Genomic DNA, 16393 nt, shown 5'->3' with positions numbered 1-16393 from the left:
CGAGATCGGCAGTGCCGATGTGGAACGGGGTGAATACTCTGAGCGTATGACTGAACACGCGGAGCGACGTGATCTCGCAGTCAACACGGCGGTCGGTGGAACCTTGGCCGCCCTTGGTGCATCTGCTGGCGGTCCGCTCGGAGCGGGCTTGGCGCAAGCGGCTACACCCGTGCTGTCAGCCGCGGTGAATCGCATCCTGACCAAGCTCGATGCTGACAGTGCGCTCCGTGCAAGTCGAACGGTAGCCAGCGCTGCTCAGGCCGCCGGCGTGGACGAATCCGTACTGGTGGACCAGATGCTGTTGCATCGCCCCAGGGCGGTTCTGTTGGGCCGTGCAGTTGAAGGCGCCGCACGCAGCGTCGCAGAAGAAAAGCTCGAATGGTTCGCCAGATGCATCGCCAACGGGTACATGGCCCCCGACGATGCCGCCGTGGATCGTGAGACGTTCTACGTCAGTGCCTTCGCCGAGTTGGAAGCTCCGCACGTTCGGGTGCTGCTGTTCGTCGCCGACTGGGAGCGCACCGGGGAACACGCTGGTCCTCCCACGACTGACGACCTGTCCGATGCCTTCTCCGCGAGCCTGTGCCCGGTGATCAGGCCCGTTCTGACCACCCTGGAGCGGGCCGGCCTCGTGGTGAAACGAGCTGGTCCACGACAACCCGGCTCGGCACCACACCGGGAGACCGGCGTCCCCCACGTATGGGAGGTGACCACCTTCGCCGGCCACCTGATGCGACGTATCGGGCACGTACCTCCAGACCGTAGCCGCCCCGACGGCATGGCCGCTTGACGCGCTTCCCGGAGCCCCGCTGTTGCCGCGTTGACCGGTGACCAGCATTGGCCAGCCTCAGGGTGCTGCCTTACTCTCCGCCTGCTCCTGTCGCTGAGCGACCGGCTCGGACCGGTGAGGGTGCATCCGTCGCGCCCATCGCACCACGGGCGGCACGAGGCAGCCTATCGTCGCGAACGCCGCACCCAGGAGCAGCCAGCCGGGTGTGCCCCCACCCAAGGCCAGCGACGTCACCACCAGCGGCGCGACGATCCGACCCAGCTGCATACCCATCGCGTACGCGCCTTGGTACTGACCATGCGCGTCGGCCGGAGCAAGCCCGAACGAGATACTCCACCCCGCCGCGGCATGCCACAGTTCGCCGCCGACGTGCAATGCCGCTCCCGCCATCAGTAGGGCGACGGTGACGGCGCCGGTGGCAGTCCCGGACAGCGCGAACAGCCCGCACCCCGCCAGAAGCGCGAACCCGGCCCGCCGGGAGGCGGCGGCAGCGCCGGCCAGGTCGTCGGTGCCCCGTGCGGCCCGGACCTGCAGGAGCACCACGGCGGTCGTGTTGACGAGGAAAAGTGCGGCGATCACCCACCGTGGCGCATCGGTGCGGTGGGCCACCCACAGCGGCAGGGCGACCTCGAACAGCCCGAAGTGGGTCGCCATCAATCCGTCCAGGACGACGAATGCCAGGAACGGCCGGTCACGCAGAGCGATCAGTCTCGGTCCGGTCGCCGGGGCCGGCACCGCCGGGATCGGCGCCAGGCGGCTCAGGATCCCCGCGGCGAGGAGGTACGTCGTTGCATCGATGAGAATCAGTGTCAGGTATGCGGCACGGGTGTCCACCGCGAGCCCCAACCCGGCCACCGCGGCGCCTCCGGAGATCCCGATATTGGTCAGCGACCGCAGGTAGGCGCGGGTGTACACCCGCCGCTCGAGGGGAACCGCTCCGGCGATGACGGCACCCTTGGCGGCGCGCTGAGCCGCTTCGAACACCGCGGTTGGCACGGCCACCAGGAGGAAACTCACGAACGAGTCGACCAGCGTGAGCGCCGCTGTGCCGACGGCCATCGCGCCAAGCCCACCGACCAGCATGCCGCGTGGCCCGACCCGGTCGGTCAAGTAGCCCAGCGGTGTGCTCACCACGAGGCTGACCAGTGCGGTGATGGTCAGCGCCAGTCCGGTCTGCCCGATGGACAGCCCCACCGACCGGGTCAGATACAGCGCGCTCACCACCATCCACAGACCGTTGCCAAAGGTGTTGACGAGTGTGGACACTGCGAGGAGCCGCACTGGTCCGGGTTCTGGGATGCCGCGCATGCCGACATTAAACCGTACGGACGTACGGTTAGACTGCCCCGTGGCACTGATATCGGTGATCTGTCATGGATGTCACGCAACGCCGCTCCGGTCGCTTCGCGATGGCCTCCGTTGCCGCCTGCTCGCCTCGACTCTGCTCCGGGTCACGACGCGCCCGGTGGCCCGTGGCCGCCACAGCACGGCGCCCGTGGTGGCATTGGATGGAAATACGGTGATGGTGCCGATCGTGTAGACGGTGACCGGAGCCCGGTTGTCGCGGCGGCGGCTCGGCGTGACCGAGCCGGATTGGCGCCGTCGGCAGAACCAGGGGAGTGACAACGCCGCCGGTCACGACAGCCACCCCACGAGGGGAAGCAGCGCAGAAGGGGACCAAGGGAAGGGCGAACCGCGCTCGGGCTACTGCCACCGCCAGCCGAACGCACCGCGGGGAGCGGGAGCCTTGACAACGTACAACCGACTGGTTGTATATTTGGTCCATGACCGAGGAGAGCGTGGACCGGGCGGACGCCATGTTCCACGCGCTCGCCGACCGCACCCGGCGTGACATCCTGCGCCGTGTGCTGGCCGGGGAGCACTCGGTCTCCACGCTCGCGGCGAAGTACGACATGAGCTTCGCCGCGGTGCAGAAGCACGTCGCCGTGCTGGAGAAGGCCGGGCTGCTCACCAAGCGGCGCAGCGGTCGCGAGCAGTTGGCAAGCGGCGACGTGGAGGCGGTGCGGTCGGTGGCGTCCATGCTCACCGAGCTCGAACAGATCTGGCGAGGCCGCATCGCGCGCATCGACGTACTCCTCGCATCCGACCTCGACCAGGAGGACTGAACCATGCCCGTGACCGACGTCCAGCACGACATGGAGACTCTGACCCTGACCATCACCGCCGACTTCGCCGCGCCGGTCGAGCGGGTCTGGCAGGTGTACGCCGACCCGCGCCAGTTGGAGAAGGTGTGGGGACCGCCGACCTACCCGGCGACGGTGGTCGACCACGACTTGACGCCCGGCGGTCGCGTGACCTACTACATGACCGGCCCGGAGGGCGACAAGCATGCCGGCTACTGGCACGTCACCACAGTGGACCGCCCGACGGGTTTCTCGTTCGACGACGGCTTCGCCGATCTGGACTTCAACCCGAAGCCGGGCCTGCCGGTCTCCCACAACGTCTTCACCTTCGCCGCCCACAGCGGCGGCACGCATGCGACCTACGTCAGCAGGTACGCGTCCGCCGAGGCGCTGCAGCAGGTGCTGGACATGGGCGTTGTGGAGGGCGCCACATCGGCGATCAATCAGATCGACGACCTGGTCGTCTCCTGACACCGTGCGCAGCTCGGGACCGCAGCCGGTCCCGGGACGCCGGGAGGAGGCTCGCAGCTCCACGCGCACGGTGCCAATAGCCTCGGTGGCTCCGCTGATCGCGACAAGGCGGCACTGGACCGGTAGCCGGGTGTCCCACACGCCCTGATGTCGTCGCCGGTTTGCGAACTGTTATTCCTTCATCTCCGCGTAGAAGCCGCCGTCTCCGTCGGTGATGCTCAACTCATCGCACGCGGGCAAGCGCTCCAGAGGTCGTCGACGAGGGTGATCCGGAAGACCTGGGTGGTTGCCGCCCATGTCCTGGGAATCTGCACGTTGAGGTGCCAGTGCGGCCGGACTTGGCCATCTTGTAGCTCGCGTCGTCGGTCAGGAACCTGGCCGAGGTGAGGGTGTCAGCGTCCACGTCGGGACCGGTGATCGAAGCGTGTCGCTGCGGCGGCGGCGCGGACGCGGATCCGCGCGTGCCGTGGGTTCCGATCCTCGACCACGGACAGATGTAGCCGAAGCGCGCTACTAGGCTTGCCTTGATCGGGGGAGACGAATGACCACAACCACATTCCATATCAGTGGAGACCTGGAGGTGCGGCGGCTTGGGTTCGGTGCCATGCAGCTGCCGACCGAGGCGGGCGCTGCCCGGAGGACCTCTCTGACGGTGGCCCGGCGGGCCGTCGAGCTGGGCGTCACACTGATCGACACCGCCTACATGTATGGCGGGGGAGCCAATGAGGAGCTTCTTGCCGAAGCCCTGTACCCCTATCCGGACGGGTTGGTCATCACGACCAAGGTCGGCGTTGCGCGATCGGGTGGCGAGTGGAAGCTGGACGGGCGTCCCGCAGTCCTGCGCAGGCAGGTCGAGCAGGCGCTGCGTCGACTGCGTGTCGAACGGATCGAGCTGCTCCAACTGCACCGGATCGATCCGGAGACGCCGCTCGCCGACCAGCTCGGCACGCTGCGGGAGCTGAGGGCCGAAGGCAAGATCGGGCGGATCGGCCTGTCCGAGGTCACCGTCGCCGAGTTGCAACAGGCGCGTGAGATCGTTGATGTGGCCAGTGTGCAGAACCGGTACAACCTGCTTGACCGCGTGCATGAGCCCGTTCTCGTGGCCTGCGAGCGGGCAGGGATCGCGTTCATGCCGTGGCGGCCTGTCGCGGCAGGCACGTCGGGGGCGAAGGCGGAGATTGCCGCCGTGGCGTCCGAGACCGGTGCCACTGCCACCCAGGTTGCGCTCGCCTGGCTCCTGGGCCGATCGCCGGTCATGCTCCCGATCCCCGGCACCGCCCGGCTTGACCACTTGGAGGAGAACCTCATTGCCGCGGAACTCCATCTGGCTCCAGCCCAACGCGCCAGCCTGGACCTGCTGCAGGAGCCGGCATAGGGCAGGCGAGCAAGTCATCAGCCTGTGTCGATGTCCGAGCAGGTGACCGCGCATCCTCGGCGGCCTCGACTGGTCGGCCGTCGCCCAGCGCGGCCTGGCGTACCGGCCCGACGACGACACGTTCTACCTCGGAGGGTGGGGCCAGGGCGTCATCTACCACATCCCTGGGCTCGGCCACCCGGAACCGGGCCGGGTGATCGGCCGGTGCAGGCCCGCCGACCCGGCCATCTCCGGCCTGGGCTGGAGCCCGGGGTTCGGCCTGCTCTGGGTCGCCACCCACAGCGCGGACGATCTGATCCACGCCGTCGATCCGGACACCTGCGCGACGCTTGGCACCCTCGCCCCGCCGGACGGGGAACCATTCACCGGCGCCGGCCTGGACGTCGACCCCCGCGGCAACCTCTGGGTCGTGTCCACGGGTTCGCCTGGCACGGCGTACCTCATGGACAGCGGTGTGCCGAGCTTCCGCGACGTGCCCTGGCTCTCGGTCACGCCGGATTCCGGTGTCCTCGCGCCGGGCGCGCGGCAGCAGCTCAGAATGCCCGGTTCAAGGACACCACCCCTTGCCCCCGTGGACGGAGGCTTGGCGTTAGGGTGGGCTACAGCGTCGCGTGCCGGTGGCAGACCGTGTCAGGCATGGAGGCGCCGGACCGAAGGGAGCACGACGATGATGATCGTCGTCCCTTCGCCCTTCACTCGTGAGTGAGGGCGAGAAGACCAGGCTGGTTGCCTGGAGTCGAGAGCTGCGCAGCGTCCATGACAGGCTGCGCCAAGCGCTGGCCGTCACCCGGCAGGCCCTCGCTGACGGCGAGCCGGCCGAGCCAGCTACCCGGGACCTACTGCTGTTCTGTCACGGGTTCTGCGCCGCGCTCACGGCACACCACGAGGGCGAGGATCGTCACCTGTTTCCCGCCATCGCCGAGCAGTACCCCCAGCTACGCGACACGCTGCACTACCTACGGCAGGACCATTCGATGATCGCTCACCTGTTGGCCGGGCTGCAGGCTGCCGTAGCCCGTGGCGCCGCGCCTGCAGAGCTGCACCGGCATCTGGAGGGTGTGGCAGCGATCATGGAGTCGCACTTCAGGTACGAGGAACGTCAGCTGCTGACAGTCCTGGAGACACTGGCACTAGACGCCGATCCGTACGCAGTGCTGGGACCTCTGTGACCGCCTGGAGTCGCAGGGGTGCGGCCGTCCCACCGGCCCTTGGAGATCAGCTCAGCATGAGGTCAGGAGGTTCCGAAGGCAGATGACAGAGCAGGCGAGGCTGATCATGGCTTGGTGGATGTCGGCGCGGCGTTCGTAGCGGGTCCGCAGGCGGCGAAAGCCGTGCAGCCAGGCGAGGGTGCGTTCCACGACCCAGCGTCTGGCGCCGAGTCCGGAGCCATGCGGGATGCCGCGACGGGCGATGACCGGGGTGAGGCGCCGTTGGCGCAGCAGGCGGCGGTACTTATCGTGGTCGTAACCGCGGTCGGCGTAGACCTTGCGCGGACGCCGCCGTGGTCGGCCGCGCAGGCCGCGAATGGGTGGGATCGCATCGATCAACGGTAGGAGTTGGGTGACGTCGTTGCGGTTGCCGCCGGTCAGGATGACCGCCACGGGCATGCCGGTCGCGTCGGTGATCAGGTGGTGCTTGCTGCCCAGCCGGCCCCGGTCGACCGGGGCTGGCATCGGTGAGGTCCTCCCTTTGAAGCGCGCAGGTGTGAGGAGTCGACCACGGCGTAAGCCAGGTCCAGCAGGCCCGCGGCGCGCAGCTCGGCCAGTAGCACCTCGTGCGACTGCTACCACACCCCGGCCTCGTACCACTCCTTCAACCGTCGCCAGCACGTCGCCCCGGACGCGCCGAGCATGGCGGTAGGCAGGTCGTTCCACCGCGTCCCGGTCCGCACGACGAACAGGATTCCCGCCAACGCGGCCCGGTTGTCGACCCGTCGCCGTCCCGGGAAGCGATACCGCCGCGCCGGCGTCGGGATCAACGGCTCAAGCCGCGCCCGCAACTCATCCGTCAGAATCAGCTCGGACATGCCCGGCAGCTCCAACCTGTAGCGGCAGGCATCGACGCACACCATGTGCGCTCATTCTGAACTGATCCCTAAGGCACGTCAGCCGGACGGAAGGCCGCCGCCGACGACGCCGTCAGCCGAGCGGCGGCACCCGGCTGCAGATCACCGCTGGACCGCCGGCTGCTCGTCCTGGCCGGCGCTCGTCACCGCCGCGCAGCGCAGAATGAGGTCGGCGGCCCGGCGTACCCCGCCGGCCTCGTGCTGAATCTGGGCGAAGTGCTCGGCCCGCGCGCGGAACGACGTGTCGTCCAGAAGCGCGGTGAGCTTGCTGTGGATCTCTGCCGGGTCCATGGTGCCCGGCGCGACACTGAGCCCTACGCCGCTGTCCACGGCCCGAACGGCGTGGTCCAGGCAGTCAAACCACAGGGGCCGCACTAGTGACGGCTTTCCGAAGTAGATCCCCTCGTGGAAGCTGTTGTTGCCGCCGTGGCCGAAGAACACCCGGACGTTCGAGTGGGCGAGCACGTCGTATTGAGAGGGCAACCAGTCCTCCACGCGAAGGTTGGCGGGCAGCTCCGCGGCGGGAGGCAGGAACCGCTGCTGCTCACGGGGCAACTTCCACAGCACGTGGTGCCGCTCGCCCAGCCGCCGGGCCACGTCGACCACCGCCCGCACCTCCGCCTTGGTGAGCCGGGTGATAGTGCCGAAGGCGATGAAGACCACCGACGGATGTGCATCCAGCCACCGGTCGGTCTCGCCAGGCACCGGGTTCTGCGGCAGCGGCGGGACCATCGCGCCGACCATCTGCAACTTGGGCGGGTGGGGGAAGGGATAGTCCAGGCCGAACACCGAGAAGCAGAGCACCAGCTCCGCCTCCTCCATCCAGGCGCGCTGCTGCAGCTGGCGGCGGTCCAGGCCCAGCTCGTCGGTGGCCTTCAGCATGGCGCCAACCGTCCTGAGCAGTGCCGGATCCAGCATGGACAGCAGGTTGCGGTGGCGGAAGAGCCGATTGCCGATCCGCTGCCGCAGGTTCATCCGCCGGGGCAGGCCGGAGTACGGCACCGGGTAGTCGTCCGGCAGATCGAACTGCCAGATGTCGCTGGCCAGCGACGATCCGGTGATGACATACGGCACACCCCGCTTCATCGCCACCTGGATGCCGTGGATACAGAGGTTGTTGATCACCATGAGGGCTGGCTGGATCCGCTGCACCGCCGCGTCCAGCTGGCGGAACCGGTCGGCGTGGTGCACCGGGTCCATGAGCTGGCGCAGCCGTGCTCGATTGCCTTTCCACCGGGACCGCTGGGTGATGCTGCGATACGTCTCGTCGTCCCACATGGTCGGCGCCACACGGGGATTGACCGGACCCGTCGAGACGAAGCCGACCTCGCTCGCCCCGCTCAGCCCGGCGACCGCCGCACGGTGGTTGTCGTCGGACGCAAACCACAGGTTCTTGACGCCGCGGGCGGCGAACTCGCCGGCCAAAACCAGGCTGGACGTGGCCTGTCCGGTGGAGTGGGTGCAACAGAACAGGATGGGACGATGCGATGTCATCTCGTCTCCTACGCTCGGGCGTTTGCCGGTGCCCTGCAAGGACACCCGCACCGATCCTGCGACCGATCGGTGCCGAATTTCCTTAGCTTTCCGTTTAACGCCGTTTTCGCCGTTTCGGGGTCTTGACTTGGGACTTCTTGACTGCGGGGTGGCGGGGTGCGGGCGTGGACCGGAGTCTTTCGGGCGTCCGGGGCCGGGCCGGGTGTGTTTCGGCCACATGGCCGGGGTGCCGATCTGGGGCAGTAGATGTCCGAAACGCTGGCGACCCGGCCCGGGGTCATCGCGGTGGCGGGTTGAGGCCTTTGCCAGGGCAGCCGGTGATCGGCAACCAGCATCCGGGCGGGGCGTAGCGTCGGGTCATGATGATGATCATTGGACCATCGCGGCGTGATGTTGCGGCAGGCATTCGTAGTCGCGGACGGTGCGTCGGCAGCGGTTGATCCAGGAGAATGTCCGCTCGACCGCCCACCTGCGGTGCAGCACGACGAACGTGGTCTGCCCGGAAAGTTCGGCGACGATCTGCACGGTCACGGCGAGCTGCGTGGTGGCCCAGTCGACGAGCTTGCCGGCGTATCCGGCATCGGCCCAGACGAGGCGGATGGTCGGGAAGCAGGCGTGCAGCGCCCAGAGCAGGGGCCGGGCGCCGTCGCGGTCCTGCACGCCCGCCCCGGTGATCAAGACTGCGAGTAGTAGTCCGCGGGTGTCGACGGCGATGTGGCGTTTCCGGCCGTTCACGCGTTTGCCGGCGTCGGAGCCGCGGCCGGTCCGGGCGACGGTGGCCTTCGGAGTCGAGCTGCTGGTTTAGTCACCTTTGCTCGTATCGAAGGCCCTTCCTCATGTCATCTCGCCACGCCGCACGCGAGCATGGTTATCGATATCCGCCGGAGACAGCAGCCATCCCAACCCCTTATTTACCAGGGTCTTAGGCGCGCCGCCCGGCAGTCGCGTGATGGGCTCGAGCCGGCCGTCGTCGCCGCGGCCGACGACGTGGTGGGTCCATGATCCCAGGACAGGTCGGCACCGGTGCCGTGGACCGTCACCTTGACCCGCCGGTCGGCCGCGCGCCATGCCGCGGGGCGCGCGGCCGACCGTCCGCTTGCGCCGGAGATCGATCGTCATGTCAGGTCCCGGGCCGGTTCGCTCACTCTGAATTGACCGCGTCGTATTCGGGCGAGGCATCAGATGTCAGGGCCTGGACGTCGATCCCGAGGGTTCGCAGCAGCGAAGCGTTCCGCGCCGTGTCGATGAGCGCGGGTAGCTCCTTCTCGACCCAGTCGGCCCTGCCGGCAAGGTCCCGCGATCGTAGTGTCGCCACCACGATGGTCTTCTTTACGCACGTTGCTGTAGCCATGGCGCCTCCGTTCGCCCTTGCGGGCTGGATTGTGGGTGAGGGAGAGTGCGCTGGCAAAGCACAGCGTTGAACCCAGCGCTGTGTTTCATCGCCGCCGCTCAGGCTCACAGATGGACCGCGATGCGGGCATGGTGTCGGCCGGCCGAGGCCGGACAGTGACGGTTAGAGCTTGTCGGCGACAAGGACTTCGGTGGTGAGGAACAGCGCGGCGATCGAGGCGGCGTTCTGCAGCGCGGAACGGGTTACCTTGGCCGGTTCCACGATGCCTGCCTTGATCATGTCGACGTACTCGCCGGTGATGGCGTTGAGGCCGTGGCCAGCCGGAAGTGCGTTGACCTTCTCGACGGCGACGCCGCCTTCGAGGCCTGCGTTGACGGCGATCTGTCTGAGCGGTGCGGTGAGCGCGACCCGAACGATGTTTGCCCCGGTGGCTTCGTCACCGGTCAGGTCGAGCTTGTCGAAGCCGGTGTGAGCGGCGTTGGCCAGAGCCACCCCGCCGCCCGCTAGTAGCCCTTCCTCGACGGCGGCCTTGGCGTTGCGGACGGCGTCCTCGATGCGGTGTTTGCGTTCCTTGAGCTCGACTTCCGTGGCCGCGCCGACTTTGATCACCGCGACGCCGCCGGCCAGTTTGGCCAGGCGCTCCTGCAGCTTCTCGCGGTCGTAGTCGGAGTCGCTGTTGTCGATCTCGGTGCGGAGTCGGCTGACCCGGCCGGCGATCTGTGCGGCGTCTCCGGCGCCGTCCACGATGGTGGTCTCGTCCCTGGTGACGACGACCCTGCGCGCCCGTCCGAGCATGTCCAGCGTCGCGTTGTCCAGAGTGAGGCCCACCGTGTGGCTGATGACCTGGGCGCCGGTGAGTATGGCGAGGTCGCCGAGCATGGCCGTGCGGCGCTCGCCGAAGCCGGGCGCCTTGACGGCGACCGATGTGAAGGTGCCACGGATGTTGTTGACGACCAGGGTGGCGAGGGCCTCGCCCTCGAGGTCCTCAGCGATGATCGCCAGCGGCTTTCCGGACTGCATGACCTTCTCCAGGATCGGGAGCAGGTCGTGGAGGTTCGAGATCTTGTGCTCGACGACGAGCAGGTACGGGTCGTCGAGGACGGTTTCCATTCGTCCGGTGTCGGTGGCGAAGTATGGCGAGATGTAGCCCTTGTCGAAGCGCATGCCCTCGGTGAGTTCAAGCTCCAGGCCGAAGGTGTTGCTTTCCTCGACGGTGATGACGCCTTCCTTACCGACCTTGTCCAACGCTTCGGCGATGATTTCGCCGACGGTGGTGTCACCCGCGGAGATCGACGCCGTAGCGGCGATCTGCTCTCTGGTCTGCACGTCCTGGGCCTGATTGGACAGCACCTCGGTCACCGCGGCGACGGCCTGCTCGATGCCGCGCTTGAGCGCGATCGGGTTCGCGCCGGCTGCGACGTTGCGCAGCCCTTCGCGAACCAGCGCCTGGGCCAGAACGGTCGCCGTCGTGGTGCCGTCCCCGGCCACGTCGTCGGTCTTCTTGGCGACCTCCTTGACCAGTTGCGCGCCGAGCTTCTCGTACGGGTCGTCGAGCTCGATCTCCTTGGCGATGCTCACCCCGTCGTTGGTGATCGTGGGCACGCCCCACTTCGCGTCCAGCACCACGTTGCGGCCCTTCGGACCCAATGTCACCTTCACCGTGTCGGCGAGGACGTTCATGCCCCGTTCCAGGCCGCGACGGGCCTCTTCACCGAAAAGGATCAACTTGGCCATGCGGATCATCCTCACCATTGTCGTGCCCACGTGCAGCACCTGCTCGGGCCGACCTGCGATGACCGCTGCTGCGGTCCCCCTGCCGGGGGTCCATCCCATTCGGTTGGCACTCACACAGCGCGAGTGCTAGTCCCAGTGCAACACCTGTTCCCGCGAAGCGCAAGACGAGGGCCGGTGCGCTCAGCCTCGGCGCCACCGTCAGCGCTACGCCTCCTCCCGCATCAGGAAGGTTCGTCGGCGTTGCGCCGGCGCAGATGGGCCTGCGTCGCTCGGGTCATGACGGATGATCGGCATGGTTCGACGCGACCACGAACGTCGGCAACGGCGCGACGTGTGCCTCGGTCGGGTTGCCCACAACGAGTAGGTCGGTAGGAGCCAACTCGGTCCGGATGTGTGTGATACCTGCATCAGGTGGGCGCATCGGCTACGCCGAACAGATGGCACGCGGGGCGCGCGGGCCCTTCGGGGAGCTGGGCTCGCCGGCTGGGTCGAGACTGTCAAGCGCGCCGAGCCGTGCAGATCGCCCGCAGAACCTTCGGTACCGCGCGTATCGCCCAACTGCGACGGCTTTCACGCCGCCACTGAGCTGCGACGTAGCCGAACCGCAAACCTCCTCACGCCCCGAGCCGTCGACCAGATTTCGTAGCTGATGATTGAGGGGCTGCGGCCCGGCTCAGCCGCGATACCGCTATGAACCCCCAACCGAAGCCATTCACGGAACGTGAGTGACTCGGTTGGGGGCCGATGTGGTCAGGAGCCCATTGCGGCGAATGCGGCGGTGAAGGCCCGGGGGTCGCGGTTCCACAGTTCAGCCATCTGGGCAGATCGAGGGTCGGGATAGATGTCTTGCTGACCGGCGACGAGTCCGTCGAGGATGGCGTCGGCAACGGCGCGCGGGTCGGCCTTGTCCTCGTCGAGGCCGGCGAGCATGTCGGTGTCGATGCCGGCGGGGTAGACGCCGTGCACGCGGACGCCGGCGCGGGTCAGGGCCGGGCGCAGCGCGAGGGTGAGGGAATGGGCCGCGGCCTTGGAGGCCGAGTAGCCCGCCATCGGCGGCGCGGGCGCGTAGGACAGCAGGCTCAGCACGTTCACCAGAGCGCCTCGGCGGGCGGTCAGAGTGGGACTGAACGCGCGGATCATCTGGTACAGGCCGGTGAAGTTCACCGCGAATTCTCGGGCGACCGCGTCGATGTCGGCGTCGAGGGCGGGTGCGAACGCGGCCGCACCAGCGTTGTTGATCAACAGGTCGACGTCGGTCGCGGCGGCGGCGAGCTTGTCGATGGATTCGGCGTCGGTCAGGTCGACAGCGACCGCGACGATCCGGTCGTCGACGCGGACGCTGCGAGGGTCGCGCGCGGCCGCGTACACGCGGGCGGCGCCGTGGTCGAGGAGGGCGTCCACGAGTGCGCGGCCCAGACCGCGGTTGGCGCCGGTGACGAGGGCAGTGGTGGAGGTGATTTCCATGACCACCACCCTGGGGCTCAACACCTGCAACGAACAATGCTCGATACACCCGCGTTCTTATCCCGCCGTCTCACCAAGCTCGCAGAGCGATCTGCGTGCCGCGTACTGTCGACGCATGGACGTGCTGGGTGACGTGCTTGCGGTGGCCCGTGTCGATGCCGCCCTGATGGCGACCTTTGATGCTGGTGCGCCGTGGGGCATCGAGCTGCCCGCGCGCCAGGGTGCCTCGTTCCACGCCGTCGTCGCCGGCACCTGCTGGTTCACCACCGACGGTGCGGCACCCCGCCAGCTCACCCCCGGCGACCTCGTCCTGCTGCCCGCCGGAGTACGTCACGAGCTCGCCACCGAACCGGGCATACCGTTGCGCTTGTTCGACGAGGACCTCAAGCGCAGCCTCATCCAGCCGGACGGGACACTGGGCCTCGACGGGCCAGGCGCCCGTACCCGCATCCTCTGCGCCGGCTACAGCCACGACGCCGACGTCGCCCACCCCGTCCTGAGCCTGCTCCCGCCCGTGCTCCACGTGGCGACCGCACAGCCGGACACCGGTCCATGGCTGCGCGCCCTGCTCGACCTGCTCGCCCACGAAACCCGCGCAAACACCGCGACCGGTTCCAGCACCGCTGCGATCCGCCTGCTCGACGTCCTGCTCATCCACGTCGTGCGCGCCTGGCTGAACACTGCACCCCCCACAGGCGACGGCACGGCCGCGTCCTGGCTCACCGGCCTTCGCGATCCGCTCACCGCACAAGCCCTCGCCCTGCTGCACGCACGACCAGGCCATCACTGGACCCTCGACGCCCTCGCCGCCGCCGTGCACGTCTCCCGCGCCACCCTCGCTCGCCGCTTCACCCACCACGTCGGCGAACCACCCCTGAGCTACCTCACCCGCTGGCGGATCGAACTTGCAGCCCGCAAGCTGCATGACACCACCCTGCCCGCCGCCGTCATCGCCCACCAGGTCGGCTACACCTCCGAATACGCCTTCAACCGCGCCTTCACCCGAGTCCGCGGCTGCCCACCCGGCCGCTACCGCCGACAAGGCCACACCTGAACCCGATCGTGAACGGACCTGCGCTTGTCGTTCACGTCTCGCTCCGATCGGCCCGGTCCGCCTGCTCGTGCGGGCCGGTGAGGGCGGGGCAGGCGCGTTGCAGGCTCCGCCAGACCCGCTCTGGTGCACGAAACTGAGGGCCGGACCGGTACGCCTCCGCGATGGCGGTGGCGAGGTCGAGTTCCCGGGCCGCGGCGGAGAGGCTGCCGGCGGGTATCGGCGCGGCGGCGCCGGGCAACGTGCTGAAGACCGGCCGGCGCGGGTCGAGGATGCCGTAGGCGATGCTCGAGTCGATCTGCCGGTCGCACCGGCATGGATGCTCGGCGCGGACGAGTCCGCACCGGTCGGCGATGATGCCGCGCATGACGGTACGGGCCCGGGCCAACCGTTGCCGGAACGCCTCACGGGTGATGCCCAACGTCTGCGCCCCGTCGACGTCCGACAGACCGACCAGGTCGCCGAGCAGATACGCCAGGCGCAGCGGCCGGGACAGGGCCAGCAGCATGCCGTACGTACACGCCAACCGCACCTCCCCGGCCAGCAGCCGGTACTCCGCCTCGTCGAAGTGATCGGGACTGTCAGGGGCGAGGTTGCGGTCGAGCCAGTCCGCGAACGGCTCCGGGCCGGCGACGCTGAGCTCCACCGGGCCCCGCACACTGCGCAGCAGATGCCGGGAGGCAATCGTGTACACCCAGGTGGTCAACTTCGACCTGCCCTCGAACTCGGCCAGGTGCGTGATGACCAGGATCAGGATCTCCTGGGTGGCGTCGGCCGCCGCCTCCGGGTCGGAGGAGAACCGCAGCGCCAACCGGTAGACCAGATCCTGCAGATGGCGACACAGCTCCTCCAGGGCGCGGGCGTCGCCGGCGACCGCCCGGCGGGCCAGACCCTCCAGGTCCGGCCCGCCGCCCGCCGCGTGGATCTCAGGCGGCACGGTCGCCCGCAAAGAAGATCTCAGCGTGTTCCATGGAGACCATCTCCTTGATGAACGCGAACGCCGCCCGACACTGCGGAATTTCACCGATCTTCGCCGCTGCTTCGTCGGCCTGCGCCCGGCTGGCCCAGACGACCACGTCCAGCCAGGTCCACTCATCCAGGCGGACCAGCCGCAGCGACTCGAACCCGGCGAAGCGCTCCCGCAGTGCGGCCAGCATGGCCGGTCGCGCCTGCAGCATCGCCTCCACGTCGCTCGGGTCCACGGTGAACCGGGCCAGTTCCATCGCCCTCATCGTCAGCTCCTTCCCGTCACCTGGACGGTCCTGGTGACAGAAGATGAGAGACGGTCTACCAGCCGGCTGTGACATCCCGCGCGAGTGACGACAACCACACCCATGAGACCGGAGGGCGGTCCGCAGGCGCCGCGTTCCCGGCGGTCTGGCTACCGGTGGTCGTTCGCCGGGTGCCGAGACGCCAACGGGGGACGGTGGCGGGATGGACAGTCGTGTGTTGGTCTGAGGGCGGGGCAACGTCCACGACGGGTCAAGCCGCGCGGCGCAGAAAGCCGGTCACCGGTGTGGCGGCCGGATCTATCCGGCACTCCCGGGCATCGTCGCCTTCGGCCATGGGTCGCGGATGACGGCGACGGGACAGGTGGTGTGGTGCAGCACGGCTTGGCTGGTCGAGCCGAGCAGCAGGCCGGTGAAGCCGCCGTGCCCGCGTGATCCGACGACGATCATCGCCGGCTCGGCGGCGGCCTCGAGCAGGGCTCCGACAGGGCCGGCTTCGACGAGCCGCTCGTCGACGGGCACATCGGGGAACTGCTTGCGGCAGTCGGCCAACGCGTCGCTGAGAACCTGCCGGGCGGCCTGCTGATACCGGTCCCGAGCCTGGTCGTCGGCCAGTACGGCCGCGGCGGCCTCGGCGGGCCCGGTCGGCAGGGCCGGACTCCAGGCGTGTACGGCGATGACAGTGGTGCCGAGGCGGCGGGCCTCAGCGAACGCGAACGTCAAAGCGGCGCGGGCCGGCTCGGACCCGTCGACGCCCACGACAACCGGTCCTGCGGCGGGTGCCGGCTCACGGACGACGACAGTGGGGCAGTGTGCGTGGGCGGAGACCTGCACGCCGACCGAGCCGAGCAGCATGCCTTTGAACCCGCCGAGCCCCCGCGATCCGACGACGATCAAGCCCGCGTCGGCGGAGGCGCTGACAAGCGCCGGAGCGGCTCCGCCGACGCGCAGGTCGGTGGTCACCTCGATGCCGGTGGCATGGTGGGATGCCACGTCGGCCGCCGCGGTCAGGACGGCTTCGCCGGTCTTCGCGAGGTATCCGTCCGGAGCGGCGGCGGGCGCGACCGCCAAGGGCATCGCCGGCGTGGGTGCCGGCACGGTATACGCGTGCAGTAGCCGCAGGCGAGCGCCGGTGTGCTGGGCGCGGGCGGCGGCCCACCGCACTGCCTCGTCGGCTTGCGGTGAACCGTCGACACCGACGACGACGTCGCTGTCATTCATTCTG

14 protein-coding genes and 2 pseudogenes are annotated in these 16393 nt (G+C 68.7%); 6 read left to right on the top strand and 10 right to left on the bottom strand.

The genetic code is table 11. The features are described 5' to 3' along the window. The first annotated feature begins 46 nt into the window (after window positions 1-46). On the top strand, window positions 47-790 hold the full coding sequence (locus EDD30_RS38165; RefSeq protein WP_143162781.1) for a hypothetical protein: 744 nt from the start codon (window positions 47-49) through the stop codon (window positions 788-790). A gap of 57 nt (window positions 791-847) precedes the next feature. Here EDD30_RS38165 and EDD30_RS05690 read toward each other — a convergent pair whose 3' ends face one another. Further along, entirely contained in the window at window positions 848-2056 is a 1209-nt protein-coding gene (locus EDD30_RS05690) for an MFS transporter (protein ID WP_244945132.1), read from the bottom strand. Between the two features lie 518 nt (window positions 2057-2574). On the opposite strand from EDD30_RS05690, the gene EDD30_RS05685 reads away from it, so the two are divergent. The 4 genes from EDD30_RS05685 (at window position 2575) to EDD30_RS05665 (ending at window position 5949) form a co-directional block, all read left to right on the top strand. Beyond that, complete coding sequence (locus tag EDD30_RS05685) at window positions 2575-2916, top strand: ArsR/SmtB family transcription factor (RefSeq protein ID WP_071806774.1); 342 nt, start codon at window positions 2575-2577, stop codon at window positions 2914-2916. Window positions 2917-2919: 3 nt separating this feature from the next. Beyond that, window positions 2920-3405: an SRPBCC family protein gene (locus tag EDD30_RS05680; protein ID WP_071806773.1), complete on the top strand. Its 486-nt coding sequence runs from the start codon at window positions 2920-2922 to the stop codon at window positions 3403-3405. 541 nt (window positions 3406-3946) lie between these two features. After that, entirely contained in the window at window positions 3947-4780 is an 834-nt protein-coding gene (locus EDD30_RS05675; RefSeq protein ID WP_071806772.1) for an aldo/keto reductase, read from the top strand. Window positions 4781-5478: 698 nt separating this feature from the next. Further along, entirely contained in the window at window positions 5479-5949 is a 471-nt protein-coding gene (locus EDD30_RS05665; RefSeq protein WP_123678100.1) for a hemerythrin domain-containing protein, read from the top strand. A 51-nt stretch (window positions 5950-6000) separates the two neighbouring features. Here EDD30_RS05665 and EDD30_RS05660 read toward each other — a convergent pair. The 6 genes and pseudogenes from EDD30_RS05660 to EDD30_RS05635 form a co-directional block, all read right to left on the bottom strand. After that, window positions 6001-6806, bottom strand: a pseudogene (locus tag EDD30_RS05660) (IS5 family transposase). A gap of 141 nt (window positions 6807-6947) precedes the next feature. Continuing rightward, window positions 6948-8339, bottom strand: a complete 1392-nt coding sequence (locus EDD30_RS05655) for a glycosyltransferase (protein WP_071803650.1) — start codon at window positions 8337-8339, stop codon at window positions 6948-6950. Window positions 8340-8708: 369 nt separating this feature from the next. Then, a pseudogene (locus EDD30_RS05650) lies at window positions 8709-9098 on the bottom strand (transposase); the annotation flags it as partial. 382 nt (window positions 9099-9480) lie between these two features. Continuing rightward, window positions 9481-9690, bottom strand: a complete 210-nt coding sequence (locus EDD30_RS05645; RefSeq protein ID WP_071803652.1) for a hypothetical protein — start codon at window positions 9688-9690, stop codon at window positions 9481-9483. A 162-nt stretch (window positions 9691-9852) separates the two neighbouring features. After that, on the bottom strand, window positions 9853-11424 hold the full coding sequence (groL, locus tag EDD30_RS05640) for a chaperonin GroEL (RefSeq protein WP_071803663.1): 1572 nt from the start codon (window positions 11422-11424) through the stop codon (window positions 9853-9855). Between the two features lie 750 nt (window positions 11425-12174). Beyond that, window positions 12175-12888 (bottom strand): SDR family NAD(P)-dependent oxidoreductase, encoded by a 714-nt coding sequence (locus EDD30_RS05635; RefSeq protein WP_071803664.1) that lies wholly within the window; start codon window positions 12886-12888, stop codon window positions 12175-12177. A 115-nt stretch (window positions 12889-13003) separates the two neighbouring features. On the opposite strand from EDD30_RS05635, the gene EDD30_RS05630 reads away from it, so the two are divergent. Continuing rightward, window positions 13004-13942 (top strand): AraC family transcriptional regulator, encoded by a 939-nt coding sequence (locus EDD30_RS05630; RefSeq protein WP_071803653.1) that lies wholly within the window; start codon window positions 13004-13006, stop codon window positions 13940-13942. A 31-nt stretch (window positions 13943-13973) separates the two neighbouring features. Here EDD30_RS05630 and EDD30_RS05625 read toward each other — a convergent pair whose 3' ends face one another. The 3 genes from EDD30_RS05625 to EDD30_RS05620 form a co-directional block, all read right to left on the bottom strand. Continuing rightward, window positions 13974-14876 (bottom strand): RNA polymerase sigma factor, encoded by a 903-nt coding sequence (locus EDD30_RS05625; protein ID WP_170047153.1) that lies wholly within the window; start codon window positions 14874-14876, stop codon window positions 13974-13976. Further along, window positions 14866-15171: a hypothetical protein gene (locus EDD30_RS38825; protein WP_071803655.1), complete on the bottom strand. Its 306-nt coding sequence runs from the start codon at window positions 15169-15171 to the stop codon at window positions 14866-14868. The genes EDD30_RS05625 and EDD30_RS38825 overlap by 11 nt, the downstream gene beginning before the upstream one ends. Before the next feature lie 297 nt (window positions 15172-15468). Continuing rightward, window positions 15469-16389, bottom strand: coding sequence for a universal stress protein (locus EDD30_RS05620; RefSeq protein WP_071803656.1), 921 nt, complete (start codon window positions 16387-16389; stop codon window positions 15469-15471). Window positions 16390-16393 lie beyond the last annotated feature (4 nt).

Origin of the sequence: Couchioplanes caeruleus, assembly GCF_003751945.1 — a bacterium.
GTDB classification, from domain to species: Bacteria; Actinomycetota; Actinomycetes; order Mycobacteriales; family Micromonosporaceae; genus Actinoplanes; species Actinoplanes caeruleus.
Note: the sequence above shows the minus strand (reverse complement) of the source record. Positions and strands in the feature narration are given on the sequence as shown.